The 21,101-nt window shown below is 70.4% G+C and carries 20 protein-coding genes; 13 read left to right on the top strand and 7 right to left on the bottom strand.

Annotated elements, in window-relative coordinates:
• Window positions 1-46 precede the first annotated feature (46 nt).
• Window positions 47-643: an RNA polymerase sigma factor gene (locus tag ACQP1V_RS12345; RefSeq protein WP_433422163.1), complete on the top strand. Its 597-nt coding sequence runs from the start codon at window positions 47-49 to the stop codon at window positions 641-643.
• Window positions 636-1,847 carry a CU044_5270 family protein gene (locus ACQP1V_RS12350; RefSeq protein WP_433422166.1) on the top strand — a complete coding sequence of 404 codons (1,212 nt, stop codon included), beginning with the start codon at window positions 636-638 and terminating at the stop codon, window positions 1,845-1,847. The genes ACQP1V_RS12345 and ACQP1V_RS12350 overlap by 8 nt, the downstream gene beginning before the upstream one ends.
• Window positions 1,848-1,933: 86 nt before the next feature.
• On the opposite strand, the gene ACQP1V_RS12355 is transcribed toward ACQP1V_RS12350, so the two are convergent.
• The 3 genes from ACQP1V_RS12355 to ACQP1V_RS12365 form a co-directional block, all read right to left on the bottom strand.
• A complete protein-coding gene (locus ACQP1V_RS12355; protein WP_433422169.1) occupies window positions 1,934-2,899 on the bottom strand; it encodes a DUF5996 family protein in 966 nt (321 codons plus the stop codon).
• Window positions 2,900-3,055: 156 nt separating this feature from the next.
• Window positions 3,056-3,835 carry an SGNH/GDSL hydrolase family protein gene (locus ACQP1V_RS12360; protein ID WP_433422172.1) on the bottom strand — a complete coding sequence of 260 codons (780 nt, stop codon included), beginning with the start codon at window positions 3,833-3,835 and terminating at the stop codon, window positions 3,056-3,058.
• Between the two features lie 2 nt (window positions 3,836-3,837).
• Complete coding sequence (locus tag ACQP1V_RS12365) at window positions 3,838-4,404, bottom strand: PadR family transcriptional regulator (protein ID WP_433422175.1); 567 nt, start codon at window positions 4,402-4,404, stop codon at window positions 3,838-3,840.
• Between the two features lie 246 nt (window positions 4,405-4,650).
• Here ACQP1V_RS12365 and ACQP1V_RS12370 point away from each other — a divergent pair, with 246 nt between their 5' ends.
• From ACQP1V_RS12370 to ACQP1V_RS12380, 3 genes are read left to right on the top strand one after another with little or no spacing between them, the layout of a single operon-like run.
• Entirely contained in the window at window positions 4,651-6,156 is a 1,506-nt protein-coding gene (locus ACQP1V_RS12370) for a serine hydrolase domain-containing protein (RefSeq protein WP_433422177.1), read from the top strand.
• Window positions 6,153-7,193: a sensor histidine kinase gene (locus tag ACQP1V_RS12375; protein ID WP_433422180.1), complete on the top strand. Its 1,041-nt coding sequence runs from the start codon at window positions 6,153-6,155 to the stop codon at window positions 7,191-7,193. Before ACQP1V_RS12370 ends, ACQP1V_RS12375 begins: the two co-directional genes overlap by 4 nt.
• Window positions 7,190-7,852 carry a response regulator gene (locus ACQP1V_RS12380; RefSeq protein WP_067131215.1) on the top strand — a complete coding sequence of 221 codons (663 nt, stop codon included), beginning with the start codon at window positions 7,190-7,192 and terminating at the stop codon, window positions 7,850-7,852. The genes ACQP1V_RS12375 and ACQP1V_RS12380 overlap by 4 nt, the downstream gene beginning before the upstream one ends.
• 30 nt (window positions 7,853-7,882) lie before the next feature.
• On the opposite strand, the gene ACQP1V_RS12385 is transcribed toward ACQP1V_RS12380, so the two are convergent.
• From ACQP1V_RS12385 to ACQP1V_RS12395, 3 genes are all read right to left on the bottom strand, one after another.
• Window positions 7,883-8,005 carry a hypothetical protein gene (locus ACQP1V_RS12385; RefSeq protein WP_433422183.1) on the bottom strand — a complete coding sequence of 41 codons (123 nt, stop codon included), beginning with the start codon at window positions 8,003-8,005 and terminating at the stop codon, window positions 7,883-7,885.
• 38 nt (window positions 8,006-8,043) lie between these two features.
• The gene (locus ACQP1V_RS12390) at window positions 8,044-8,598 is read right to left on the bottom strand and encodes a DUF1707 SHOCT-like domain-containing protein (RefSeq protein ID WP_433422185.1); all 555 of its coding nucleotides are present in this window, start codon (window positions 8,596-8,598) and stop codon (window positions 8,044-8,046) included.
• 68 nt (window positions 8,599-8,666) lie between these two features.
• Window positions 8,667-9,416: a PadR family transcriptional regulator gene (locus ACQP1V_RS12395; protein ID WP_387414865.1), complete on the bottom strand. Its 750-nt coding sequence runs from the start codon at window positions 9,414-9,416 to the stop codon at window positions 8,667-8,669.
• 178 nt (window positions 9,417-9,594) lie between these two features.
• Between ACQP1V_RS12395 and ACQP1V_RS12400 the strand changes: the two genes are divergently transcribed.
• From ACQP1V_RS12400 to ACQP1V_RS12415, 4 genes are all read left to right on the top strand, one after another.
• Window positions 9,595-10,950, top strand: coding sequence for an MFS transporter (locus ACQP1V_RS12400; RefSeq protein ID WP_433422189.1), 1,356 nt, complete (start codon window positions 9,595-9,597; stop codon window positions 10,948-10,950).
• Window positions 10,951-11,270: 320 nt separating this feature from the next.
• A complete protein-coding gene (locus ACQP1V_RS12405; RefSeq protein ID WP_433422192.1) occupies window positions 11,271-11,990 on the top strand; it encodes a metal-dependent hydrolase in 720 nt (239 codons plus the stop codon).
• Window positions 11,991-12,108: 118 nt separating this feature from the next.
• Window positions 12,109-13,191, top strand: coding sequence for a carcinine hydrolase/isopenicillin-N N-acyltransferase family protein (locus ACQP1V_RS12410; RefSeq protein ID WP_433422195.1), 1,083 nt, complete (start codon window positions 12,109-12,111; stop codon window positions 13,189-13,191).
• Between the two features lie 156 nt (window positions 13,192-13,347).
• The gene (locus tag ACQP1V_RS12415; RefSeq protein ID WP_433422197.1) at window positions 13,348-16,170 is read left to right on the top strand and encodes an aconitate hydratase; all 2,823 of its coding nucleotides are present in this window, start codon (window positions 13,348-13,350) and stop codon (window positions 16,168-16,170) included.
• 241 nt (window positions 16,171-16,411) lie between these two features.
• Here the strand turns inward: ACQP1V_RS12415 and ACQP1V_RS12420 are convergent, their stop codons facing one another.
• A complete protein-coding gene (locus ACQP1V_RS12420) occupies window positions 16,412-16,729 on the bottom strand; it encodes a hypothetical protein (protein ID WP_433422200.1) in 318 nt (105 codons plus the stop codon).
• Window positions 16,730-16,865: 136 nt separating this feature from the next.
• On the opposite strand from ACQP1V_RS12420, the gene ACQP1V_RS12425 reads away from it, so the two are divergent.
• The 4 genes from ACQP1V_RS12425 (at window position 16,866) to ACQP1V_RS12440 (ending at window position 21,063) form a co-directional block, all read left to right on the top strand.
• Window positions 16,866-17,600, top strand: coding sequence for a sulfite exporter TauE/SafE family protein (locus tag ACQP1V_RS12425; RefSeq protein ID WP_387414856.1), 735 nt, complete (start codon window positions 16,866-16,868; stop codon window positions 17,598-17,600).
• Window positions 17,601-17,798: 198 nt separating this feature from the next.
• Window positions 17,799-18,920 (top strand): sugar ABC transporter substrate-binding protein, encoded by a 1,122-nt coding sequence (locus ACQP1V_RS12430; RefSeq protein ID WP_433422203.1) that lies wholly within the window; start codon window positions 17,799-17,801, stop codon window positions 18,918-18,920.
• A gap of 119 nt (window positions 18,921-19,039) precedes the next feature.
• Window positions 19,040-19,816: an ATP-binding cassette domain-containing protein gene (locus ACQP1V_RS12435; RefSeq protein WP_387414853.1), complete on the top strand. Its 777-nt coding sequence runs from the start codon at window positions 19,040-19,042 to the stop codon at window positions 19,814-19,816.
• Window positions 19,813-21,063, top strand: a complete 1,251-nt coding sequence (locus ACQP1V_RS12440; RefSeq protein WP_433422206.1) for a sugar ABC transporter permease — start codon at window positions 19,813-19,815, stop codon at window positions 21,061-21,063. Before ACQP1V_RS12435 ends, ACQP1V_RS12440 begins: the two co-directional genes overlap by 4 nt.
• Window positions 21,064-21,101: the final 38 nt, after the last annotated feature.

Genomic DNA, 21,101 nt, shown 5'->3' on the forward strand with positions numbered 1-21,101 from the left:
TCTGCGACGGACTAATGGTGTACCTGGAAGAAGGGACGCCATGCGGATGACCGCTCCCCCCAATACGCCCGAGAGACTTGACGACGCCGTGCTCATCGAGCAGTCACGGCATCGGCCGGAGTCCTTCGCCGCGCTGTACGACCGCTACTTCAGTGAGGTCTATCGCTACATCGCTGCGCGGATCGGACCGCAGGCCGCCGACGATCTGGCCTCCGAGACCTTTCTCGTCGCGTTCCGCAAGCGACATAGCTTCGATCCTGATCGTGGCGTTGTACGCGGCTGGTTGTACGGGATCGCCACCAACCTCCTCGCCGATCATCGCCGCAGCGAGACCCGGAGACTTGAAGCCCTGGCCAGGATGCCGCTGGAGAGTCACGCCGAGAGCGGGCACGCCGACCGCGTGGCGGCGCGGGTGACCGCGGCAGCCGCACAGCGCCGGCTCGCCACAGAGCTCAGCGGGCTGCCCGACGGCGAGCGAGACGCGCTGCTTCTCGTCGCGTACGGCGATCTCAGCTACGAGGAGATCGCGCAGGCCCTCGGCACCCCCTTGGGCACCGTGGCTTCCCGGCTCCACCGGGTGCGCAGAAGGCTGCGCGCGGCGCTGGGTGACATCACTGCCGAATCTGGAGGATCTGATGGATGAGTTGCATGATGGCCAGGGCTCCCGTCCTCTGGTCGAGCCGCGCCACGTGGACGCGGTCGTCCACCTGCTGGGGTCGCATGAACCCCCACTCGACGCGATCGCGGAGGGCCGCTCCCGGCTGCTCGCCGAGGCGACCGCGACCACCACGGTCGCCGACCTTGAACCTATGCGGAAGAGGCGGCGGGGCCGGTTGGTCGGCGTCGGGCTGAGCCTGGCGATGGCTGCCGCGGTAGCGGTCATCGCCCCAGCCATGCTGTCTGACAGCACGATCTCCATCGTGCCTCAGCCCGGCACGTCGTCCGCGACGGCCGAACCGACCGCCCGGCAGATCCTGCTCGCGGCGGCCGTCGCGGCGGAGAAGGAGCGGGCGAGCGGTGACTACTGGCGTACCACGACGGTCACACAGTGGATGTTGACCGACCCCACCCGCAGCTATGTGATCGAGGCCAACCGGTCGAGGGAGTCGTGGCTGGCGGAACGGCCGGAGCTGCGGAGCTGGTGGATCGATCAGTATCGCGGCGCCAAGCCCGCGACTCCGCAGGACGAGGCGGCTTGGCGGGCTGCGGGGGCGCCCACCGGCTGGCGATATCCCAAGGACATGAACGAACAGCTTTTCGCTGTTCCGTCCGAGCCGCTGACGGCGGCGGCGGGGGAGCGGAGCGCCACACGGCTCCGCGGTGGTTGGAAGGGCACGGGCGGCATTCTGACGGCCCAACCGATCACCTGGAAGGAGTTGCGCGCGATCCCGGGCGAGCCCGAGAAGCTCCGGAGCTACCTGGAAGAGCGCATCACCCGGCAGCTGACAGCGGACCCCGATTCCGCGGTGGACGTGAAGGAGGTGATGGTGCAGCACCTTCGGCAAGCGTGCGTGGACGTCATCAGCGGCCTGCCCGTCTCGCCCGAGGCTCGTGCGTCCGCGTACCGGATCCTGGCATCCCTGCCCGACATGCGAGCTGAGGGGGAGGCGACAGACCCGCTGGGCCGGCGCGGGCAGGCACTCAGCTATCAGGAGGAGGCGGAGCCGGGCCTGTTCACCGAGATCCGGCTCGTGGTCGATCCCGGCGCCGGCCGGCTTCTCGCCCAGGTGAGGACGAACACCACCACGCTCGCGAACGGGCGGCAGGCGGAGCTCCGCCACTCCACCTCGTACCAGGTGGTCGACTGGACCGACGAACGGCCCGAACTGCCCGCGCGCCGGGACTGAACCACTCATCAGCGGGCGCGCGTGCCCGCCGCGGCCGGGACACGGCCCCTGTCACCTCTTGCTCGGGGAGGTGACAGGGGCTTTCGTCATGCCGGGCGTTCCGGTGGGGCCTGCCCTTCAGCGCGCAGCGCGACCGGATCGGTGACGCCTCCGGGGCAGTAGGTGGCCGCGACGTCCCATCCGGCCTGCCGGGCGCCCGCCTCGTACGCGCTGCGCAGGAAGTCGAGCACGGTCCCGCGCGGATCGGCGGCGGCACGGGCGTCCGCGTAGCGCAGGATCGCCAGATGGCTGCCCCGCAGCGGCTTCCACCGCGCCTCGGGAGGGCGGAGCGGCTCCTTCTCCAACCCCGGCGGTTCCGGCGCCGTATAGGAGTAGAACGCCGGTTCGGGCACGTCGGGGTCGCCGAACCAGAACCCCGCGCTGATCACCTCTCGTGAGTACGCCTCGCGGGTCACCACGTCGACCTGCGGCTCCTGGTCCACGCGGCGCTCGGAGAATCGGGTGACCGCGATGTCGAAGGTGTGCCAGAAATGGTGGACCGGGCTGATCTTCCCGGAGAAGCCCGCCGCATAGAGTTCGAGCACCTGGGCGACCTGGCTGAGCACCTGCCAGTAGCGGGTCACCATGGTCGTGTCGTACGCCCGGTGGACGGTGTCCTCGGCGAAGGGGATGTGGTCTTCAAGATCGAACGGCGTCGCCCGGATGGGCACGTCGATGCCGAGCCGGTTCAGCTCGCCGAACAGCTCGTGGTAGAACGACGCGACCGAGTGGCCGGGCATGGAGAACGAGGCGGTGCGTCCGTCGATGACGTTCACCACGAGCCGGTGATCGACGAAGTCGAAGTCGATGGCGAAAACGGGCGTCCGGTCGTCCAGGCCGCCCATCGGGCGCGTGGTGGTGCCCCGCCCGGTCAGGTGGAAGGGCACGTTCCACCAGTGGTTGCGGCGGACGCCCGCGGCCAGCCGTACCTTGCCCACGATCTGGGCGAACCTGTGGACCGTCGCCTTGCTGTCGGCCCAGGCCTCCAGCGGGATGTCCGGGAAGATCTCCATGGGGCGCACTCCTTCACGCGGTTAAACCACACTCGGGGCATCCCCCGGAGTGTGTCACGGCAAGGCCATCGCAGGGGACCGCGATGTTCTACGGCTGTGGGTTTCCGCCTCGTGCCGGTGACCGAGCGGGGTGAGGTGGTACGAAACGACCGATCTTCATCGCAGGCTCGCGCTGGTGACGGGCTGCATTTCGGGGCGTTTGGCAGTGCGGCCGTCGCCGGAGGAGCGGCCTTGGATGCGGCGGAGGATCCACGGCCCCAGGAAGGCGCCGGCCCAGGCGAGTTCGACCCCCGCGCGTCGCCATATCGGCATGGGCGGGAGCGGTGGGAGGGGATCGGCCCAATTCGGGTCGGCGCCGGGGACCTTCAGGGCATCCGCGACGGCCGCGGCTATGCGCGCGTGACCGAGTGGGGTCGCGTGAATGCGGTCATCGCTCCACAGGCGCGGATCTGTGGTGATCGGCTGGTGGAAGGTGTCGACCAGGGTGGCGCCGTGCCGTTCGGCCATGACGCGAATGCGGTCGTTGAAGTCGATGACCTTGGGACGCAGGTGGCGGGCCAGCGGCGCGATTTTGGCGACGTCGGGAAAGGTGAAGGTGACCACGGTCGCGCCGGAGGCCGTCAACGCCTTCAGCATGGCCTCCAGGTCGGCCGCCACGGCGGTGGCGTCGAAGCCAGGGCGGACCAGGTCGTTCATGCCCGCCATGACGGTGATCAGGTCGGGGTTCAGCGCGAGGGCGGCTTCGGCCTGTTCGGTTCTGATCTGGGCGGCGAGGCGCCCCCGGACGGCGAGGTTGGCGTACCGGAAGTCCGGGTGGTGGGTGGCGAGGATCTCGGCCAGGCGGTCGGCCCAGCCCCGGTAACCGGTCTTTTCGGCGCCGTCGTTGAGACCCTCGGTCTGGCTGTCGCCGATTGCGACATAACGCTGGTACGGCATGGCTACTCCGCGGGGATGTTGGTGCGGTGATCGAGGATGGCCACGGCCTGGCGGATCCAGCGGACGTTCTCGCGTTCGAACGCCAGGCCGCGGAGCAGGGTCAGGTACGGGCCGATGCGGTCGGCCTGCGTGAGGTGTTCCTCCTCGGTGCGGCCGTTCAGGAGGCGTGCGCGGAGGCGTTCGAAGCGGGCGATCTTGGCTTCGGCCCAGCTCATGCGTTCACGGAGGGCGTTCTTGACGGCTTCGACGTCACCCGCGTCGACCGCCTGGACCTGCACCATGAGCTCGTCGCGGATCGCGCCGGGGTGCGGCGGCGCGGCGGTGAACGCGTGCAGAGCGCGGCGGCCGGCCTCGGTCAGGGAGAACAACCGCTTGTTGGGACGACGGTCCTGCTGAACGACCCGGCCTCGGATCAGCCCGTCGGCCGCCATCTTCTCCAGCTCTCGGTAGAGCTGCTGGGGGGTGGCCATCCAGAAATTGGCCACCGACGCATCGAAGCTCTTGGCCAGGTCGTACCCGGATGCCTCACCCTCCAGGAGCACGGCCAAGACGGCATTGCGCAACGACACGCCCTGAACGTAGCACGTGATGTACCCATATATGCGAATAGTCAACTAAGTGACTATTCGCGGGGGCTTGTCAGGCCAGACATGACCAGTGACGACTACGCCTCGAATCCGAGCCCTACGTGACCGCTGCGCTCCGGAGCTTCGGGAGCCCGGGCCGTCCCGGGCGCCGGACCCTACTTTCGTCAGGGGTGGTTGTGGCGGATCGCCGGATCTTTCGGAGGCGGCCGATTTCTAGCGTCTCCTTCCGTGAAACGAAAGCTCATCACCTTCGCCCGGCGGACCGGCCTGGCCGCGTCCCTCGCCGTGTCCCTCGTGTCCCCCTTGACCTTGTCCCTCGCCGTGGCCCCCACCGCGGCCACCGCCGTATCTCGGCTGACCGCGCCCGTGGGCGGTGAGCCGTCCCCGGCCGCCATCGACGCCTACCTCGGCAAGGCCATGGAATCCACGGCGCTGCCCGGGATGTCCGTCGTCGTGACCCACAACGGGAAGATCGTGCACGCCGCCGGGTACGGGCACGACTCGGCGGGCCGGCCCGTCACCGAGAGCACCCCGATGCGCGTCGCCTCGCTCAGCAAGTCGTTCACCGCCATGGCCGTCATGACCCTGGTCGACGACGGCAGGCTCTCACTGGACGAGCCGGTCGCCGAGCAACTGCCCGAGTTCCGCCTGGCCGACCCGCGAGCCCGCGGCATCACGCTGCGGCACCTGCTGAACCAGACCTCGGGCATCTCCGACGGCACCGTCGACATCCGCGCGGCGGAGTCCGCGACGACCCTCGCCGGCTACGTGGCCGCGCTGCGCGGCGGCACCCTGGCCGCCGACCCCGGCACCCGCTGGGCGTACTGCAACGTCAACTACGAGGTGGCCGCCCGGCTGGTCGAGGTCGCGGGCGGCATGAGCTTCGGCGCGTACATGAAGCAGCGCGTCTTCGGGCCGCTCGGCATGACCGGCAGCGCCGTCGGCGATCAGGAGGTCAGGCCGTCCAAGGGGTTCAACTCACTGTTCGGGGCCTGGGTGCCGCGGCCGGAGCTGCGCGCCTTCCTCTACGGCGGCGGCGCGGGTGGCGTCATCACCGACGCGGCCGACATGGGCAAATGGCTGATCAGCCAGAACGGCGCCGGCGCACAGCTGGTGCGGCCGGAGAGCCTGACGACCATGCACACCTCCTCGGGCGTACGCGACTACGGCATGGGCTGGGGCCGGGAGACGGTGGACGGCGCCGACCTGCTCGTGCACTCGGGCAACCTGTTCACGTACACCGCCGTGGAGGCGATCGCTCCGGACACGGGGTACGGCTTCGCCGTCATGACCAACGGCGCCGGCCTCTACGACGACGTCTACGACGTGCTCACCGGGCTCGTGGCGATGAGCCGGGGCAGGACCCCGGAGGTGCCGGGCGGCGTCCGGCAGCAGGCCGAACTGGTCCTGGGCCTGATCGCGCTGGCCGCGGCGGGGCTGGGCGTGCTCGGCGTGCTGCGGTCGCGCCGCTGGGCGAGCCGGCGCACGGGGAGTCCCGCGTGGCGGGTCGGGCTGCGCCTGGTCCCGGCGCTGCTGCCGGTGCTGCTGTTCGCGCTGTACCGGGACCTGATCTCGTTCCTGATGAACGGCCGGACCGTCACCTGGGAGCAGCTCACCTACTCCGCCGCGCCCATGACGATCACCTTCGCCGTCGCGGCCGCGGCGGGCGCGGCCACCGTCGTGACGCGGCTGCTCAGACTGCGCGAATCGCGATCGGTAGTCTCATCGCGGTGAGAAACCGTGTGATCCTGGCGGTGATCGCCGAGATCAGCGTCGTCAACGGGCTGCGCCTCGACGACGTCCCGCCGTGGCGGCAGCTTCTGTTCGCCGTGCTGGCCGTCGCCGCCTACCTCCATGGACGTCACCTGCCCGAACGGCGCGACTGGCTGCTGCTTGCCGTCGCCGCGACGCCCGGGGCGGTCTTCGTCGTGCTGGACTTCTGGGAGGGCGTCACGGCACTGATGGCCCTCGGCCTCTTCGTGGTGCTGCCGTGGCTCGCCGGACGCTTCCGGCGGCAGCAGGCCGAACTGGTGCTGGCGGGCCGGGAACGGGTCGCCCGGCTCGAACGCGAGCAGGAGCTGATCGCCGAACGCGCCCGGCTCCGGGAACGCGCCCGCATCGCCGCCGACATGCACGACTCGCTCGGACACGAACTGGCGCTGATCGCGCTGCGCGCCGGAGCGCTGGAACTCGCCGCCGACATGACCGAGCCGAACCGGGAGGCGGTGGCACGACTGCGGGCGTCCGCGGTCACCGCGACCGACCGGCTCCGCCGTACGGTCGGAGTGCTGCGGGAGACCGGCGCCGCCCCCGCGGACGTGACCGGAGGGGCGGGCGACGTGGCGAGCCGGACGCCGACTCAGCCGCCGGACGAGACCGTCGAGGCACTGGTGGATCGCGCGCGCGACGCCGGGATGGCGGTCGAGTTCCGGCACGACGGGGAGCCGGTGGCGCTGCCTCCCCTGGTGGACAGGGCCGTCCACCGGGTGGTGCAGGAGTCGCTGACCAACGCCGCCCGGCACGCGCCCGGCGCGGACGTGCTCGTCCACGTCGAGCGGTCCGCCCGGGCGGTCGCGGTCACGGTGCGCAACTCCGTGGCTCGCCACGAGCCCGGGCCGCCCGGCGGCGGCAGCGGCCTGGCGGGTCTGCGCGAGCGGGTACGGCTGCTCGGCGGCACGCTGCGCGCCGGACCGCACGAGGGTGGGTTCGCCGTGACGGCACGGTTTCCAAGCGTGCCAAGCGGCCAGGGAGAAAGCGAGGTGAGTCGGTGATCCGGGTGGTGCTGGCCGACGACGAGCCCATGATCCGAGTAGGGGTGCGGTCGATCCTGACCACGGACCCGGAGATCGAGGTGGTCGCCGAGGCCGCGGACGGGCGCGAGGCGGTCGAGCTGGTGCGCGCGCACCGGCCCGACATCGCGATGCTCGACATCCGCATGCCCCGGCTCGACGGCCTGTCCGCCGTCACTGAGCTGCGCGCCGCCGTACCCGACGTCGCGATCATCGTGCTGACCACGTTCGACGAGGACGAGTACGTCTCCCGAGCGCTCGCCGAGGGGGCCGCCGGTTTCCTGCTCAAGGCCGCAGACCCGCGCGAGCTGATCATCGGGGTGCGGGCGGTCGCCGACGGCGCGGCGTACCTGTCGCCGAGGATCGCGCAGAAGGTCATCGCGCGCCTGGGCGGCGGCCGGCTCTCCAGGGCGGACACCGCACGCAGGCACGTGGAGACGCTGACGCCGCGCGAGCGCGAGGTGCTCGCCCTCGTCGGCAGGGGCCTGTCCAACCAGGACATCGGCCGCGAGCTCTTCCTCTCGGAGGGCACCGTCAAGTCCCACGTCAGCGCGATCCTGCTCCGGCTCGGTCTGAACAACCGCGTCCAGGCCGCGATCGTCGCCTACGAGGCCGGCCTGGCGCACGCCGACCCGGGCTGACCGCCCCAACGATCAAGCGACCTGATCGGTTCAGGATCGGCCGCTGTGCCGGTGCTGCCGGGGATAGCGGCGGTGGTGGGCGAAGCCGAGCACGGCCATCGCGATCCAGGCGAAGAAGAGCAGCTTGAGCGCGGCGAACAGCGGCCAGGTCACCCCGGACACCAGCGCCGCGGTGACGAGGCCCGCGACGATCAGGAAGGCGACCGGCGGCGGGCCGCCGCGGCGCCTGCCGTACGGTCCGCGTCGTGCTCGGCCGCGTGGCGGCTCCACAAGGCGGGGCCGAGGCCCCACGGGCCGGGCCTGTGCCCCGGTCCACGGGCCGCCCACGGGGCCAGGCCGGGGCCGACCGCGGTCCACGGGCGGTGGCCGGTCCCGGCGTCCCGCGGGCCGTGTTCCGGCTGGTCGGCGGCCCAGGGAAGGCGGCCCGCCCCGCCGGGGCGCCCCCGGTGGCCGGGAGCCCAGCGGGCTCCCTCCTGTCCGCCGCCCGGCTCCCGGCCGTACCCGCCGGGCAGGTCGGCGCTCACCCGGCGCAGGTCGCCCTCGGTTTTCGCGGCGAGCGTGGCGTCGAGGCGCTCGTCCAGCTCCTCGCGGGTGATGCGGCCCTGGGCGAACGCGTCGTGCAGCGCCGCGGTCACCTCGTCGCGCTCGCGGTCCCCGATGCGGAGCCCGTCACGCGGTGCCGGCTCCGGCCGGGACGTCGAAGGCCTTTCCGGTCGCGAAGAAGACGGCTGCTCGGAGGAAGACATGTCGATCACCTCACCTCGTCGTGCGGGAAACCCGCGGTGCGGTCGTGGGAGGAAGGGGACACCGCGCGTCACTCGTCCTCGGTGTCGCCGTCGGCCAGGATGTGGTAGAGCTTGCGGCGGGTCTCGGCGAGCACCTGCCTGGCCTTGCTGACCTGGCTCTCGCTGCCGCTGTGCGCGATCTGGAACAGCGCGGACGCGGCCTGGCGGGACATGTCGAACAGCTCGTGCACGTTCTCGCCGATGTCCGGCGTCATCTCCTCCCAGGGGGCGCGGACCTCGTCCGGGTGCTCGGCGATGTAGGTCTGTCCGGCCTCGGTCAGGCGGAAGGTCTTGCGCCCCTCCGTCTCGTCGGAGCGGACCAGGCCCTCGTCGGTGAGCTGCTGGAGCGCGGGGTAGACCGCGCCGGGGCTGGGCTTCCAGCCGCCCTGGCTGCGCTGGGCGATCTCCTGGATGATCTGGTATCCGTTGCGGGGCTCCTCCGCGAGCAGGGCGAGGATCGCGGCGCGGACGTCGCCGCGCTTGGCCTTGCGCCCCCGGCCGAAGCCGCGCCCGCCGAACGGGAAGCCCGGGCCGCCGAAGGGGCCGCCGGGACCGAAGCCGCCGCCGAAGGGGCCGCGCCCCCACGGTCCTCCGCGGTGCCGGCGCTCGTGTGCCCCTCCCTCGTCCTGCGGGCCGTGGTGGCCGTGCGGCGCTCCGCCGTGGTGGCCGGGGTTCCAGGTCGCGGCGCCGTGGCGCGCGGCCTCGCGGAGGGCTTCCCGCATCCCGTGGCCGATGTGGTGGAGGGCCCATGGCCCCCTCATGGCATACGTGTGGTTCACGTTCGTCTCCTGACGTTCCTTCGATTGTTCTTCGATGCTTCAACGATATATCGAGAACATTACTGGAGCAATCCCTTAAATGCGACAGGCCGGTCCCGGGTGGTGGGGGTCGAATCGGATCGACCCGGCGGGGCGAGGCCGCTATGCTGACACCATCTAAACGATTTTGGTGGTGTTGATGATCGAGGATGGCGCGGTTGCCACCGGTACGGACGAAGTCGGGGCATCCGGCACGGGGAACGGCGGCGCGGATCGGGCGCGCTCCGAGGTGCCGGAGCCGGTCGCCGGACCGGGCGGACCGTCCCGGGCCCGAAGGAACGAGGTCGTGCTCGTCGCGTTCACCGCGATGACCAACCTGGCGGACGGGGTCCTGAAGATCGTGTTGCCGCTGCTCGCCGTGGGGCTGGGCGGCTCGCCGGGCCAGGTCGCGCTGGTCGGTCTCACGCTCACGCTTCCGTGGCTGGTCGTGTCGCTGCCGGTGGGCGTGCTCGCCGACCGCGCGGATCGGCGCGCACTCGTCATCGGGGCCGACCTCGTCCGGCTGGCGGCCGCGGCGGGTCTGCTCGTCGCCGTCGCGGCGCAGGCGTCCTCCCTGCCCGTCCTGTACGCGTGCGGGCTGGTCGTCGGGCTCGCCGAGGTCGTCGCCAACACCGCCGGCGGCGCCCTCGTGCCCGCCGCCGTCCCGCCGGAGCGGCGGGCGCGGACGAACGCCTGGATCGCCGGGGCCGAGACGCTGGCCAACGAGTTCTGCGGCCCCGCGGTGGGCGGGCTCCTCGTGGGGTTGGGCACGGCGGTCGCGCTGGGCTCCGTCGTGGCCGCGTTCGCCGTGGGCGCCGTGCTCATCGCCATGCTGGCCGGCCGGTTCCGCCCCGTTCCCGCCGCGCCGGGACGGCGTCCCGGCGAAGGCGCCGGGACGGGCGGCGTGGTCGCGGAGATCCGGGAGGGGCTCGGCTTCGTGTGGCGGCACCGCCTGCTGCGCACCCTCACGTTGACGATCGCCGTGCTCGCCGCCTCATGGAGCGCGTGGCTGGCGCTGCTGCCGTCCTACGCCGCCTCGGTGCTGGAGACGGACGCCGCCGGGTACGGATTCCTGATCAGTGCGATCGGGCTGGGCGGGCTGGCGGGAGCGGGGCTGGTCACCGTGATCAACCGCCTGCTGGGTGTCAGGTGGGCGCTCTTCGCCGACCTCGTCGGGACGTTCCTCATGATGAGCGTGCCCGCGATCTTCCCGGCGTCCTGGGCGGTGGCGGCCGCGGCCTTCGCCGGAGGGATGGGCGGCACGCTCTGGACGGTCAACTCCCGCACGATCGCGCAGGCGCTCGTTCCCGACCGGCTCCTCGGAAGGTACGGCGCGGCCTCCCGGCTGCTCGGCTGGGGGACGCTTCCGGTCGGCGCGGGCCTCGGCGGACTGCTCGCCGAGATCTTCGGGATCCGGACGGCGTTCGCGCTGTTCGCCGTGATGGTCGTGATGCTCCCGATTCCGTTCTTGCGGACCGTAACCACGGCGGAACTCGCCAGGTCAGCGGGGTCGTGACCTAGATCACAAGAAATCGGTGCAAAACGCGGGAACAGGTCCCGAGACCAAAGCGTTGCCACCCATAGACGGGGTTGTTCTGCTCTGAGAGGGCTGGGGGGTGCTCTTGGAGCGGAACGATCCCGTCTTTATTTATGCCCCGTTCTGACCGGTCGCGCCCGATCTCCAGGCCGCGCCGTTCCGGGGCCAGGGGGAGCGAAGAGCACGACGCGTGATCCGTCCTGCCGCTCCGTCCATGGAACGCGCCACGCATGAGCCACGCACGGTAAAGATCGATTTTGTCGGCCCTTTCCCGTAGCATTACCAGGCGTGATCTGGACATGATGGGACACTCGCACTCACTGAGCGGGGCGGTCGTGTGGCTCGGGGTCGCGCCCGGCCTGGCCGCGCTCCCGGCCGTCGTCGCGCCGGAACTCGCCTCCGTGACCACCAACATGCTCAGCCCGACGGAGCTGATCGCCGGAGCGCTGGTCTGCGCGGGCGCCGCCATGTTGCCGGACCTCGACCATCCCAGCGCCACGATCGCGCAGACCTTCGGGCCGGTCACCTACTGGCTGAGCAAGGGGGTCAACGCCATCAGCGGCGGGCACCGGCACGCCACGCACTCGTTGCTGTTCGCCATCCTGATGGGCCTCGGAACGTACTTCCTGGCCGACAACTATCCGATCGGGCGCGACGTCATCGTCGTTCTCATGATCGGTCTGTCGCTGCGCGCCATCGGCATCGGGGTGCCGGGGAAGACGCTCACGTCCGCGGTGGTCAACATCTTTCTCACCGCCGGGGTCTTCGCCACCTTCCTTCTGCTGGGCGTGGGCTACGCCTGGCTCGGGCTGGCCATCGCCGTCGGCTGTCTGACCCACATCGTCGGCGACTGCCTGACCGAGCACGGGTGCCCCGTGTTGTGGCCGATCAAGGGCCGGTGGGTCCTGCCGTACAAGATCGGGTTCAAGACGGGCAAGGCGTTCGAGCAGAAGGTGCTCGCGCCCGCGCTCTCGCTGGCCGTCGTCGCCCTGCTCTGCCTGCGGCTCATGCCCGCCTGACTGTCCCGTCGAGGAAGCGCCGGCGGGGCGGGTGTCCGCCCGTAGGAGCGACTGGATTTCCCCGAAAAACCGGATAATTCGCCGACACAGTCGGCGCGCGGCGGGAGATCATGGCGGCATGGGCAACGCCTCCAGGACCATGGTCACGCTCGTGCTCGCCGTCGCGGCGCTCGCCGCCTGTGGGACCGGAGGCGCTCCTCCGGCCGGGCGGTCCGCGCCGTCGCTCGCGGCCGACGGCGGCGCCCTGTCACCGTCGCCGGGAGTTGGGAGGAGCATGAACGGAGCGTCTCCGGGGCGGGAGGCCCTGTCCCGCGAGCAGGCCGCCACGCTGGCGACCCTGCGCAAGGTGGACGACCACCCCTTGTGGACGATGACCTTCCAGGGCGGATACGACCGCCTGGCGACGGCCGCGCCCACACTGACACCGGACACGTTCGGCTGCTCGCTGTTCGCGGCGCACGGCGACCCGGCGGCGCCGGTGTTCGGCCGGAACTTCGACTTCGACCACCAGCCCGCGCTGCTGCTGTTCACGTCGCCGCCGGACGGCTACGCCTCGGTCTCCATGGTGGACGTGTCCTACCTCGGGCTGAGGTCGGACGCCGACTTCACCACCGACGCCGGGCGGCGGGCCCTGCTCGGCGCTCCGCTGTTGCCGTTCGACGGGATGAACGCGAAGGGACTGGCCGTGGGCATGGCCACCGTGCCCGAGGCGAAGCCGACCTTCGACGGCAAGCGGCGCACCGTCGGCAGCCTGCGCGTCCAGCGCCTCGTGCTCGACCAGGCGGCGACCGTGGACGAGGCGATCGCCGTCTTCAGCCGGTACAACGTCGATTTCAGCGACAGCCCGCCGCTGCACTACATGTTCGCCGACGCGCAGGGGCGGTCGGCGGTCGTCGAGTTCTCCGGCGGCGAGATGGTGGTGCGGCGCGGCGAGGGCCCGTGGCAGGCCATGACGAACTTCACCCTGGCGACGTCCACGGAGGAGAGCCGCCAGGCCGATCAGCGCTACCGGACGCTGAGCGAGGCCCTGGAGAGCAGCGGAGGCAAGGCGTCGGACGACCGGGCCATGGATCTGCTCGCCGACGTCCGGCAGGGCCACACGCAGTGGTCGATCGTGTACGGCCAGAAGAGCGGAGAGGTGCGGCTGGCCACCGGCCAGAGGTACGGCACCGTGCACCGGTTCCACCTTCCCGTCGGCTGACGCGCCCGCGAGCACCGGGACGCCGCGGTCCGGTTCTGGAGGCAATCGGGGATTTAATTTGATATCAAGATATCTACCGAGATATCTTGATATCGAGAGACTCCCAAGCCGGTTAGGTGAACCTAACTGTCGGATGCGATCCGAGGGTGCGGGAGGATGCGAAAGCGAACTTTGACAGCCCGGAACCTGGGGAGGCGAAACGTCGTGTCCGAAAACAGCTTCGGCAGCCGCGACACGTTGCGCGTCGGTGACGCGTCCTACGAGATCTACCGGCTGGATGCCGTCGAGGGGTCGGCGCGCCTCCCGTACAGCCTGAAGACTCTGCTGGAGAACCTGCTCCGCACCGAGGACGGCGCGAACATCACCGCCGACCACATCCGCGCCCTGGCGAACTGGGACCCGAACGCCACGCCGAGCGTCGAGATCCAGTTCACCCCGGCCCGCGTGATCATGCAGGACTTCACCGGCGTGCCCTGCGTCGTCGACCTCGCCACCATGCGCGAGGCCGTACGCGACCTCGGCGGCGACCCGGCGCGGATCAACCCGCTGGCCCCCGCCGAGATGGTCATCGACCACTCCGTCATCGTCGACTACTTCGGTGGCCCGGACTCCTTCGCCCGCAACGTCCAGCGGGAGTATGAGCGCAACCACGAGCGCTACCAGTTCCTGCGCTGGGGCCAGACCGCGTTCGACGAGTTCAAGGTGGTCCCGCCGGGCACCGGCATCGTCCACCAGGTGAACATCGAGCATCTCGCCCGCGTCGTCATGGTCAGGGACGGCAAGGCCTACCCCGACACCTGCGTCGGCACCGACTCGCACACCACGATGGAGAACGGCATCGGCGTCCTGGGCTGGGGCGTCGGCGGCATCGAGGCCGAGGCCGCCATGCTCGGCCAGCCGATCTCGATGCTGATCCCGCGTGTCGTCGGCTTCAAGCTGACCGGCAAGCTCCCGGCCGGCGCCACCGCCACCGACCTCGTCCTCACGATCACCGAGATGCTGCGCAAGCACGGCGTCGTCGGCAAGTTCGTCGAGTTCTACGGCGAGGGCGTCTCCAGCGTGCCGCTCGCCAACCGCGCCACCATCGGCAACATGAGCCCCGAGTTCGGCTCCACCTGTGCGATCTTCCCGATCGACGGCGAGACGATCAACTACCTCACGCTCACCGGCCGCTCGGCCGAGCAGATCGCCCTCGTCGAGGCGTACGCCAAGGAGCAGGGCCTCTGGCTGGACCCGTCCGCTCCGGAGCCGGTCTTCTCCGAGTACATCGAGCTGGACCTGTCCACCGTCGTCCCGTCGATCGCCGGTCCGAAGCGTCCGCAGGACCGCATCGCGCTGTCCTCGGCCAAGGAGGCCTGGCGGGCCGCCGTCCGCGACTACGTCCCGGGCGACAGCATCCAGGGCCCGACCGACGAGGCGTCCGCCGAGTCGTTCCCGGCGTCGGACTCCCCGGCGATCTCGCACGGCGGCGCGGGCGACGTCCCGCACGCCGCCCGGCTCAACGGCGGCCGTCCGAACCGGCCGACCCCGGTCACGCTGGCCGACGGCACCTCGTTCGAGGTCGACCACGGCGCCGTCGTGATCGCCGCGATCACCTCCTGCACGAACACCTCGAACCCGTACGTCATGCTCGGCGCGGCCCTGCTCGCCAAGAACGCGGTGGACAAGGGCCTGTCCCGCAAGCCGTGGGTGAAGACGTCGCTCGCGCCCGGCTCCCAGGTCGTCACCGGCTACTTCGAGCGTTCCGGCCTCCAGCCGTACCTCGACAAGCTCGGCTTCAACCTCGTCGGCTACGGCTGCACCACCTGCATCGGCAACTCCGGCCCGCTGCCGGAGGAGATCTCGGCCGCCGTGCAGAGCTCCGACCTCGCGGTGACCGCGGTGCTGTCCGGCAACCGCAACTTCGAGGGCCGGATCAACCCGGACGTCAAGATGAACTACCTGGCGTCCCCGCCGCTCGTGGTCGCCTACGCGCTGGCCGGCACGATGGACATCGACCTCAACAACGAGCCGCTCGGCGTCGGCGCCGACGGACAGCCGGTGTTCCTCAAGGACATCTGGCCCTCGCCGGAGGAGGTCTCCGCCGTCGTGGCCGAGTCGATCGGCCAGGAGATGTTCCTGCAGGACTACGCCGACGTGTTCAAGGGCGACGAGAACTGGCAGTCCCTGCCGATCCCGACCGGCAACACCTTCGAGTGGGACCCGGCGTCGACGTACGTGCGCAAGGCGCCGTACTTCGACGGCATGCCCGCCTCGCCCGAGCCGGTGACGGACGTCCACGGCGCCCGCGTGCTCGCCCTGCTCGGCGACTCGGTCACCACGGACCACATCTCGCCGGCCGGCTCGATCAAGGCCGACTCGCCCGCCGGGCAGTACCTGCGGGAGAACGGCGTCGCGGTCAAGGACTTCAACTCGTACGGCTCCCGCCGGGGCAACCACGAGGTGATGATCCGCGGCACCTTCGCCAACATCCGGCTGAAGAACCTGCTGCTCAAGGGTGTGGAGGGCGGCTACACCCGCGACTTCACCAAGGGCGGCGAGCAGTCGTTCATCTACGACGCCTCGCAGAACTACCAGGCCGCGGGCATCCCGCTGGTGGTCCTGGCCGGCAAGGAGTACGGCTCCGGCTCGTCCCGTGACTGGGCCGCCAAGGGCACCGCGCTGCTCGGCGTCCGCGCCGTCATCGCCGAGTCGTACGAGCGCATCCACCGCTCCAACCTCATCGGCATGGGCGTGCTGCCGCTGCAGTTCCCGGAGGGGCAGAGCGCGGCCTCCCTGGGCCTGACCGGCGAGGAGACCTTCGACATCGTCGGGGTCGAGGAGCTGAACACGGGCGACACGCCCGCCACCGTGACCGTGCGCGCCGGGGACGTCGAGTTCCAGGCGGTCGTGCGGATCGACACCCCGGGCGAGGCGGACTACTACCGCCACGGCGGGATCATGCAGTACGTCCTGCGTTCGCTGCTCGCCAAGAGCTGAGCGGCCGGACGCGGAACCCGGCCGCCTTCCCGGCGGCCGGGGCGTGTCCCCAGGCCATCTTCACCGGGCACGCACCGAGGCCGTGAACCTCGAACAGGCCGCGGAGCCGTCCGGGCAGGGACACCCTCCCTCCCCGGACGGCTCCGGTGTTTTCTAGAGCATCTCGCGAACCCACTCGGCGATCTCCGACACGTATCCCTGGTTGCGGCCCACGGGCTCACCGCGGTCAGCCCACCAGATGTCACTCTGCCTGATCCGCACGGCCATCCTCCGGGGGTGCGATCACGCCCTCCCACTCGGGGGCTAGGCGCTCGGTCGGAGAAGGGCCACCGAGCCAGAGGTCTTGCTCGGCGAGATACTCGGCCCAGCCTTCGGGGTCTTCCCGTCGGGTTCGCTCCATCTGCTCCGCGACCCGCTGCCAGCGGAGGGTCCTCTCCCGTTCTCTGATGGCGTCGTCGACCACTGCCGTCATGGACTTCCCATCCTGTTCGGCGAGTTTTGCGATCTTGTCCCGCGTGGCGAAGCTGACCTGGATCGTCGTCTTGGGTTCGGTGTTCATACGCTGTTTTAGTGACTGTGCGATTACTCTCGCAAGGGGATTCGATTACTGTCGGTGATTGTCCGGGTATGTGACCTATGACGGCGGGGTGTGCCGGGCGGAGCCGGGTTTCGGACGGTGGTTAGCCTCGGCTGGCATGGATCACGATGTTCATTTCCTGCTCGTCGCGGGCCTGGCGGTCTGCGTCGGGGCGATCGTCCAGGGCGGCGTGGGTTTCGGTCTGGGGCTGGTCGCCGCGCCGCTGCTGACGCTGCTCGACCCGTCGGTCATGCCCGGGGCCGTCCAGGTGGTCAACGTCACGCTGCCGCTGTTCACGCTGGCCGCCGAGTGGCGCAGGGTGGACTGGCGCGGGCTCGGGTTCGGCGTGCTCGGCCGCCTGCCCGGCACGTTCGTGGGAGCGCTGGTGGTCGTCCACGTCAGCACCGGAACCCTGGGCGTGCTCGTCGGGGTGATGGTCGTGGTCGCGATCGGGCTCAGCGCGCGGTCGGTCAGCGTGCCGCGCAACGCGGCGACCCTGGTCGGCGCGGGCTTCTGCTCGGGGGTCACCGGCACCGCCACCGGCATCGGCGGCCCGCCGATGGCCCTGGTCTACCAGAGCGCCAAGGGGCCGCAGATCCGGGCGACCCTCGCCATGTTCTTCTTCCTGAGCGCCGCGCAGTCCCTGGTCGTCCTGCGCGTGGTCGGCAAGCTGCCCGACCGGGCCGTCGTCGCCGGGCTCTCGCTGATCCCGTTCCTGATCGTGGGGTTCCTCGTCTCGCGACCGCTGCGGCGCTACCTCGACGGCGGGCGGACCCGCGCCGCCGTCCTCGCCGTGGCGGCGGTGTCGGCCGGGGCCCTCATCGTGCAGAGCCTGGCCGGCCAGGCCGGTTGACGACACATTTCTTGATTGTTACTGCGGACAACAAACGTTACATTCCTGTGTCTTTCAACAGCATCGGCCCTGGATTACGTTGTGCCAGACAACATTCACCGGTGTGGTGACCGCCGTGACCCGGCGGTGCCGTACCGGCTCGGCGCAGAGCTCGGCCAACGTCCAGACCCCCAGTGTCAGAGAAAGGACCCAGGCAGTATGCGCAAAGGGATCCTCAGCATCGCCGCCGCGAGCGCGGCGCTTTCCCTCGGTCTCACCGCCTGCGGGGGCGAGAGCGGTGACACCACCACCACGGCGCAGGCCGGTGACACGCCCTCCGCGGCGGCGGCCCCGAGCGGCAAGATCGGTGTCATCCTTCCCGACAGCAAGTCCTCGGCCCGGTGGGAGACCGCCGACCGCAAGTACCTCGAAGAGGCGTTCAAGGCTGCGGGTGTCGCCTACGACATCCAGAACGCGCAGGGGGACAAGAACTCGTTCCAGACCATCGCCGAGCAGATGATCACCGGGGGTGTGACCGTCCTGGCGATCGTCAACCTGGACAGCGGCACCGGCAAGGCCGTCCTCGACAAGGCGAAGTCGCAGGGTGTGGCCACCATCGACTACGACCGCCTCACGCTGGGAGGCGACGCCGACTACTACGTGAGCTTCGACAACACCGCCGTCGGCAAGCTCCAGGGCGAGGGCCTGGCCAAGTGCCTCACCGACAAGAAGGCCGACAAGCCGATCGTCGCCGAGCTGAACGGCTCACCCACCGACAACAACGCCACCCTGTTCAAGGAGGGCTACGACGGCGTTCTCAAGCCCAAGTACGACGCCGGCGAGTACGTCAAGGGCCCCGACCAGTCGGTGCCCGACTGGGACAACACCCAGGCCGGCACGATCTTCGAGCAGATGCTGACCAGCACGCCCAAGATCGCCGGTGTCCTCGCGGCCAACGACGGCCTCGGCAACGCGGCCATCTCCGTGCTGAAGAAGAACAAGCTCAACGGCAAGGTGCCGGTCACCGGCCAGGACGCCACCGTTCAGGGCCTGCAGAACATCCTCGCCGGCGACCAGTGCATGACGGTCTACAAGGCCGTCAAGCAGGAGGCGGACGCCACCGCGGGGCTCGCGATCGCCCTCGCCCAGGGCCAGAAGCCGGCCGCGAACGGCAGTGTCAAGGACACCGAGACCGGCAAGGACGTCGCCGCGGTCCTGCTCGCCCCGAAGGCCATCTACGTCGACAGCGTCAAGGACGTCGTGGCCGACGGATACGTCAGCAAGGACGAGCTGTGCACCGGCGACTTCGCCGACAAGTGCGCCGAGGCCGGAATCAGCTAACCCCCGTCCCGGCCGCGTACGGCTCGCGCTCCGTCGGCCGGGCGCCGGACGCGCCGCGCGGCGCGTCCCGCGCCCGGCCCGCGAGCGGTGCCGGCCCCCGAACAACGGAGTAGTCCATCGTGTCCCAGGCACCTGTCCTGGACCTGCGCGGGATCCACAAGAGCTTCGGTCCCGTGCAGGTCCTTCACGACGTCGCCTTCTCGGTGTATCCCGGCGAGGTGACCGCGCTCGTCGGCGACAACGGGGCGGGCAAGTCCACGCTGGTGAAATGCATCGGCGGCATCTATCCGATCGACTCCGGCGAGTACTACTTCGAGGGCGAGAAGGTCCAGGTCGGCGGGCCCAGGGACGCGGCCGCCCTGGGCGTCGAGATCGTCTACCAGGACCTCGCGCTGTGCGACAACCTCGACATCGTGCAGAACATGTTCCTCGGACGGGAACGCAGGAGCGGCCTGATCCTGGACGAGGCCACGATGGAGGAGCTGGCGGCCAGGACCCTGGACGGCCTCGCGGTCCGTACGGTGACGTCGCTCCGCCAGCGGGTCTCCAGCCTTTCGGGAGGTCAGCGGCAGACCGTCGCGATCGCCAAGGCCGTCCTGTGGAACAGCAAGGTCGTCATCCTCGACGAGCCGACCGCCGCCCTCGGCGTCGCCCAGACGGCGCAGGTCCTCGACCTGGTGCGCCGTCTCGCAGACCGTGGGCTCGCCGTGGTGCTCATCTCGCACAACATGAACGACGTGTTCGCCGTGTCCGACCGGGTCGCGGCGCTCTACCTCGGCCGGATGGCCGCCCAGGTGAAGACCTCCGAGGTCACGCACTCCCAGGTCGTGGAGCTCATCACGGCCGGACGCAGCGGCGAGCTCGGCCTGCAGAACGGCAACGGAGCTACGTCATGACGACCACCATGGTTCCGGAGAAGGGCGCCGCCGGCGCTCCGGCCATCGCCCCGCACGTCCGCGACTATGTGGAGCGCGTCCGGGGCGGGGAGCTTGGCGCGCTGCCGGCGGTGACCGGGCTGGTCGTGCTCTGCGCGGTCTTCTCCGTCCTGCGCCCGGCGTTCCTGTCGCCCATCAACTTCGCCAACCTGTTCACCCAGGGCGCGGCGGTCGCGGTCATCGCGATGGGCCTGATCTTCGTGCTGCTGCTCGGCGAGATCGACCTGTCGGCGGGCTTCGCCAGCGGCGTCTGTGCGGCGGTCCTCGGGGTGCTGCTCACCAACGAGGGCTGGCCCTGGTACGCGGCCGTGCTCGCCGCGATGGCGACCGGCGCCGCCATCGGCCTGGTGATCGGCACGCTGGTCGCCAAGCTCGGCATCCCCTCCTTCGTGGTCACGCTGGCCGCGTTCCTGGCCTTCCAGGGCGTCGTCCTGCTGCTGCTCAAGGAGGGCACCAACATCTCGATCCGGGACCAGACGATCCTGGCGATCGCCAACAGGAACATGCCGCCCGTGCTCGGGTGGGTGTGCGTGGCGGCCGGCGTGCTGGCCTACGCCGCGCTCCAGGTCATGCAGGCCCGCAGGCGGACGGCGCGGGGACTGTCCGCCGTCCCGACGTCGCTGATCGCCTTCCGGGTGGGCACGCTCGCGGTGATCTCGGGCGTCGCCGTCTTCCTGCTCAACCTGGAGCGCAGCCGCAACGCGGCCATCGTCTCGCTCAAGGGCGTGCCCATCGTGGTACCGGTGATCGTCGTCCTGCTCGTCGTGCTGACGTTCGTGCTGCAGCGCACCGCGTACGGAAGGCACATCTACGCGGTGGGCGGCAACGCGGAGGCGGCGCGCCGCGCCGGTATCAACGTGGACCGCATCCGCATCTCGGCGTTCGTCATCTGCTCGTTCATGGCGTCGGTCGGCGGCGTCATCGCGGCCTCCCGGGCCAACTCGGTCGACCCGAACACGGGCGGCAGCAACGTGCTGCTGTTCGCCGTGGGCGCCGCGGTGATCGGCGGCACCAGCCTCTTCGGCGGCAAAGGCCGGGCGCTGGACGCCCTCCTGGGCGGCGCCGTGGTGGCGATGATCGAGAACGGCATGGGCCTGATGGGCTACACCTCGGGCGTCAAGTACGCGGTCACCGGCTGTGTGCTGCTGCTCGCCGCGGGTGTGGACGCCCTGTCCCGTAAGAGGGCGGCGGCCACCGGCAGGAGATGACCCCGCTAAGGTGGTCCCCGAACCATGAATCCCCGACG

The organism is Microtetraspora malaysiensis, from assembly GCF_050947145.1.
Classification (GTDB): domain Bacteria; phylum Actinomycetota; class Actinomycetes; order Streptosporangiales; family Streptosporangiaceae; genus Microtetraspora_A; species Microtetraspora_A malaysiensis.

What these genes read in the sequence shown, in the direction of transcription:
- ACQP1V_RS12345 (WP_433422163.1), top strand. Translation starts at nt 47, where the DNA reads ATGACCGCTCCCCCCAATACGCCCGAGAGACTTGACGACGCCGTGCTC.
- ACQP1V_RS12350 (WP_433422166.1), top strand. Translation starts at nt 636, where the DNA reads ATGGATGAGTTGCATGATGGCCAGGGCTCCCGTCCTCTGGTCGAGCCG.
- ACQP1V_RS12390 (WP_433422185.1), bottom strand. Translation starts at nt 8,598, where the DNA reads ATGTCTTCCTCCGAGCAGCCGTCTTCTTCGCGACCGGAAAGGCCTTCG.
- ACQP1V_RS12355 (WP_433422169.1), bottom strand. Translation starts at nt 2,899, where the DNA reads ATGGAGATCTTCCCGGACATCCCGCTGGAGGCCTGGGCCGACAGCAAG.
- ACQP1V_RS12410 (WP_433422195.1), top strand. Translation starts at nt 12,109, where the DNA reads ATGGGCAACGCCTCCAGGACCATGGTCACGCTCGTGCTCGCCGTCGCG.
- ACQP1V_RS12405 (WP_433422192.1), top strand. Translation starts at nt 11,271, where the DNA reads ATGATGGGACACTCGCACTCACTGAGCGGGGCGGTCGTGTGGCTCGGG.
- ACQP1V_RS12430 (WP_433422203.1), top strand. Translation starts at nt 17,799, where the DNA reads ATGCGCAAAGGGATCCTCAGCATCGCCGCCGCGAGCGCGGCGCTTTCC.
- ACQP1V_RS12360 (WP_433422172.1), bottom strand. Translation starts at nt 3,835, where the DNA reads ATGCCGTACCAGCGTTATGTCGCAATCGGCGACAGCCAGACCGAGGGT.
- ACQP1V_RS12440 (WP_433422206.1), top strand. Translation starts at nt 19,813, where the DNA reads ATGACGACCACCATGGTTCCGGAGAAGGGCGCCGCCGGCGCTCCGGCC.
- ACQP1V_RS12400 (WP_433422189.1), top strand. Translation starts at nt 9,595, where the DNA reads ATGATCGAGGATGGCGCGGTTGCCACCGGTACGGACGAAGTCGGGGCA.
- ACQP1V_RS12420 (WP_433422200.1), bottom strand. Translation starts at nt 16,729, where the DNA reads ATGAACACCGAACCCAAGACGACGATCCAGGTCAGCTTCGCCACGCGG.
- ACQP1V_RS12425 (WP_387414856.1), top strand. Translation starts at nt 16,866, where the DNA reads ATGGATCACGATGTTCATTTCCTGCTCGTCGCGGGCCTGGCGGTCTGC.
- ACQP1V_RS12415 (WP_433422197.1), top strand. Translation starts at nt 13,348, where the DNA reads ATGCGAAAGCGAACTTTGACAGCCCGGAACCTGGGGAGGCGAAACGTC.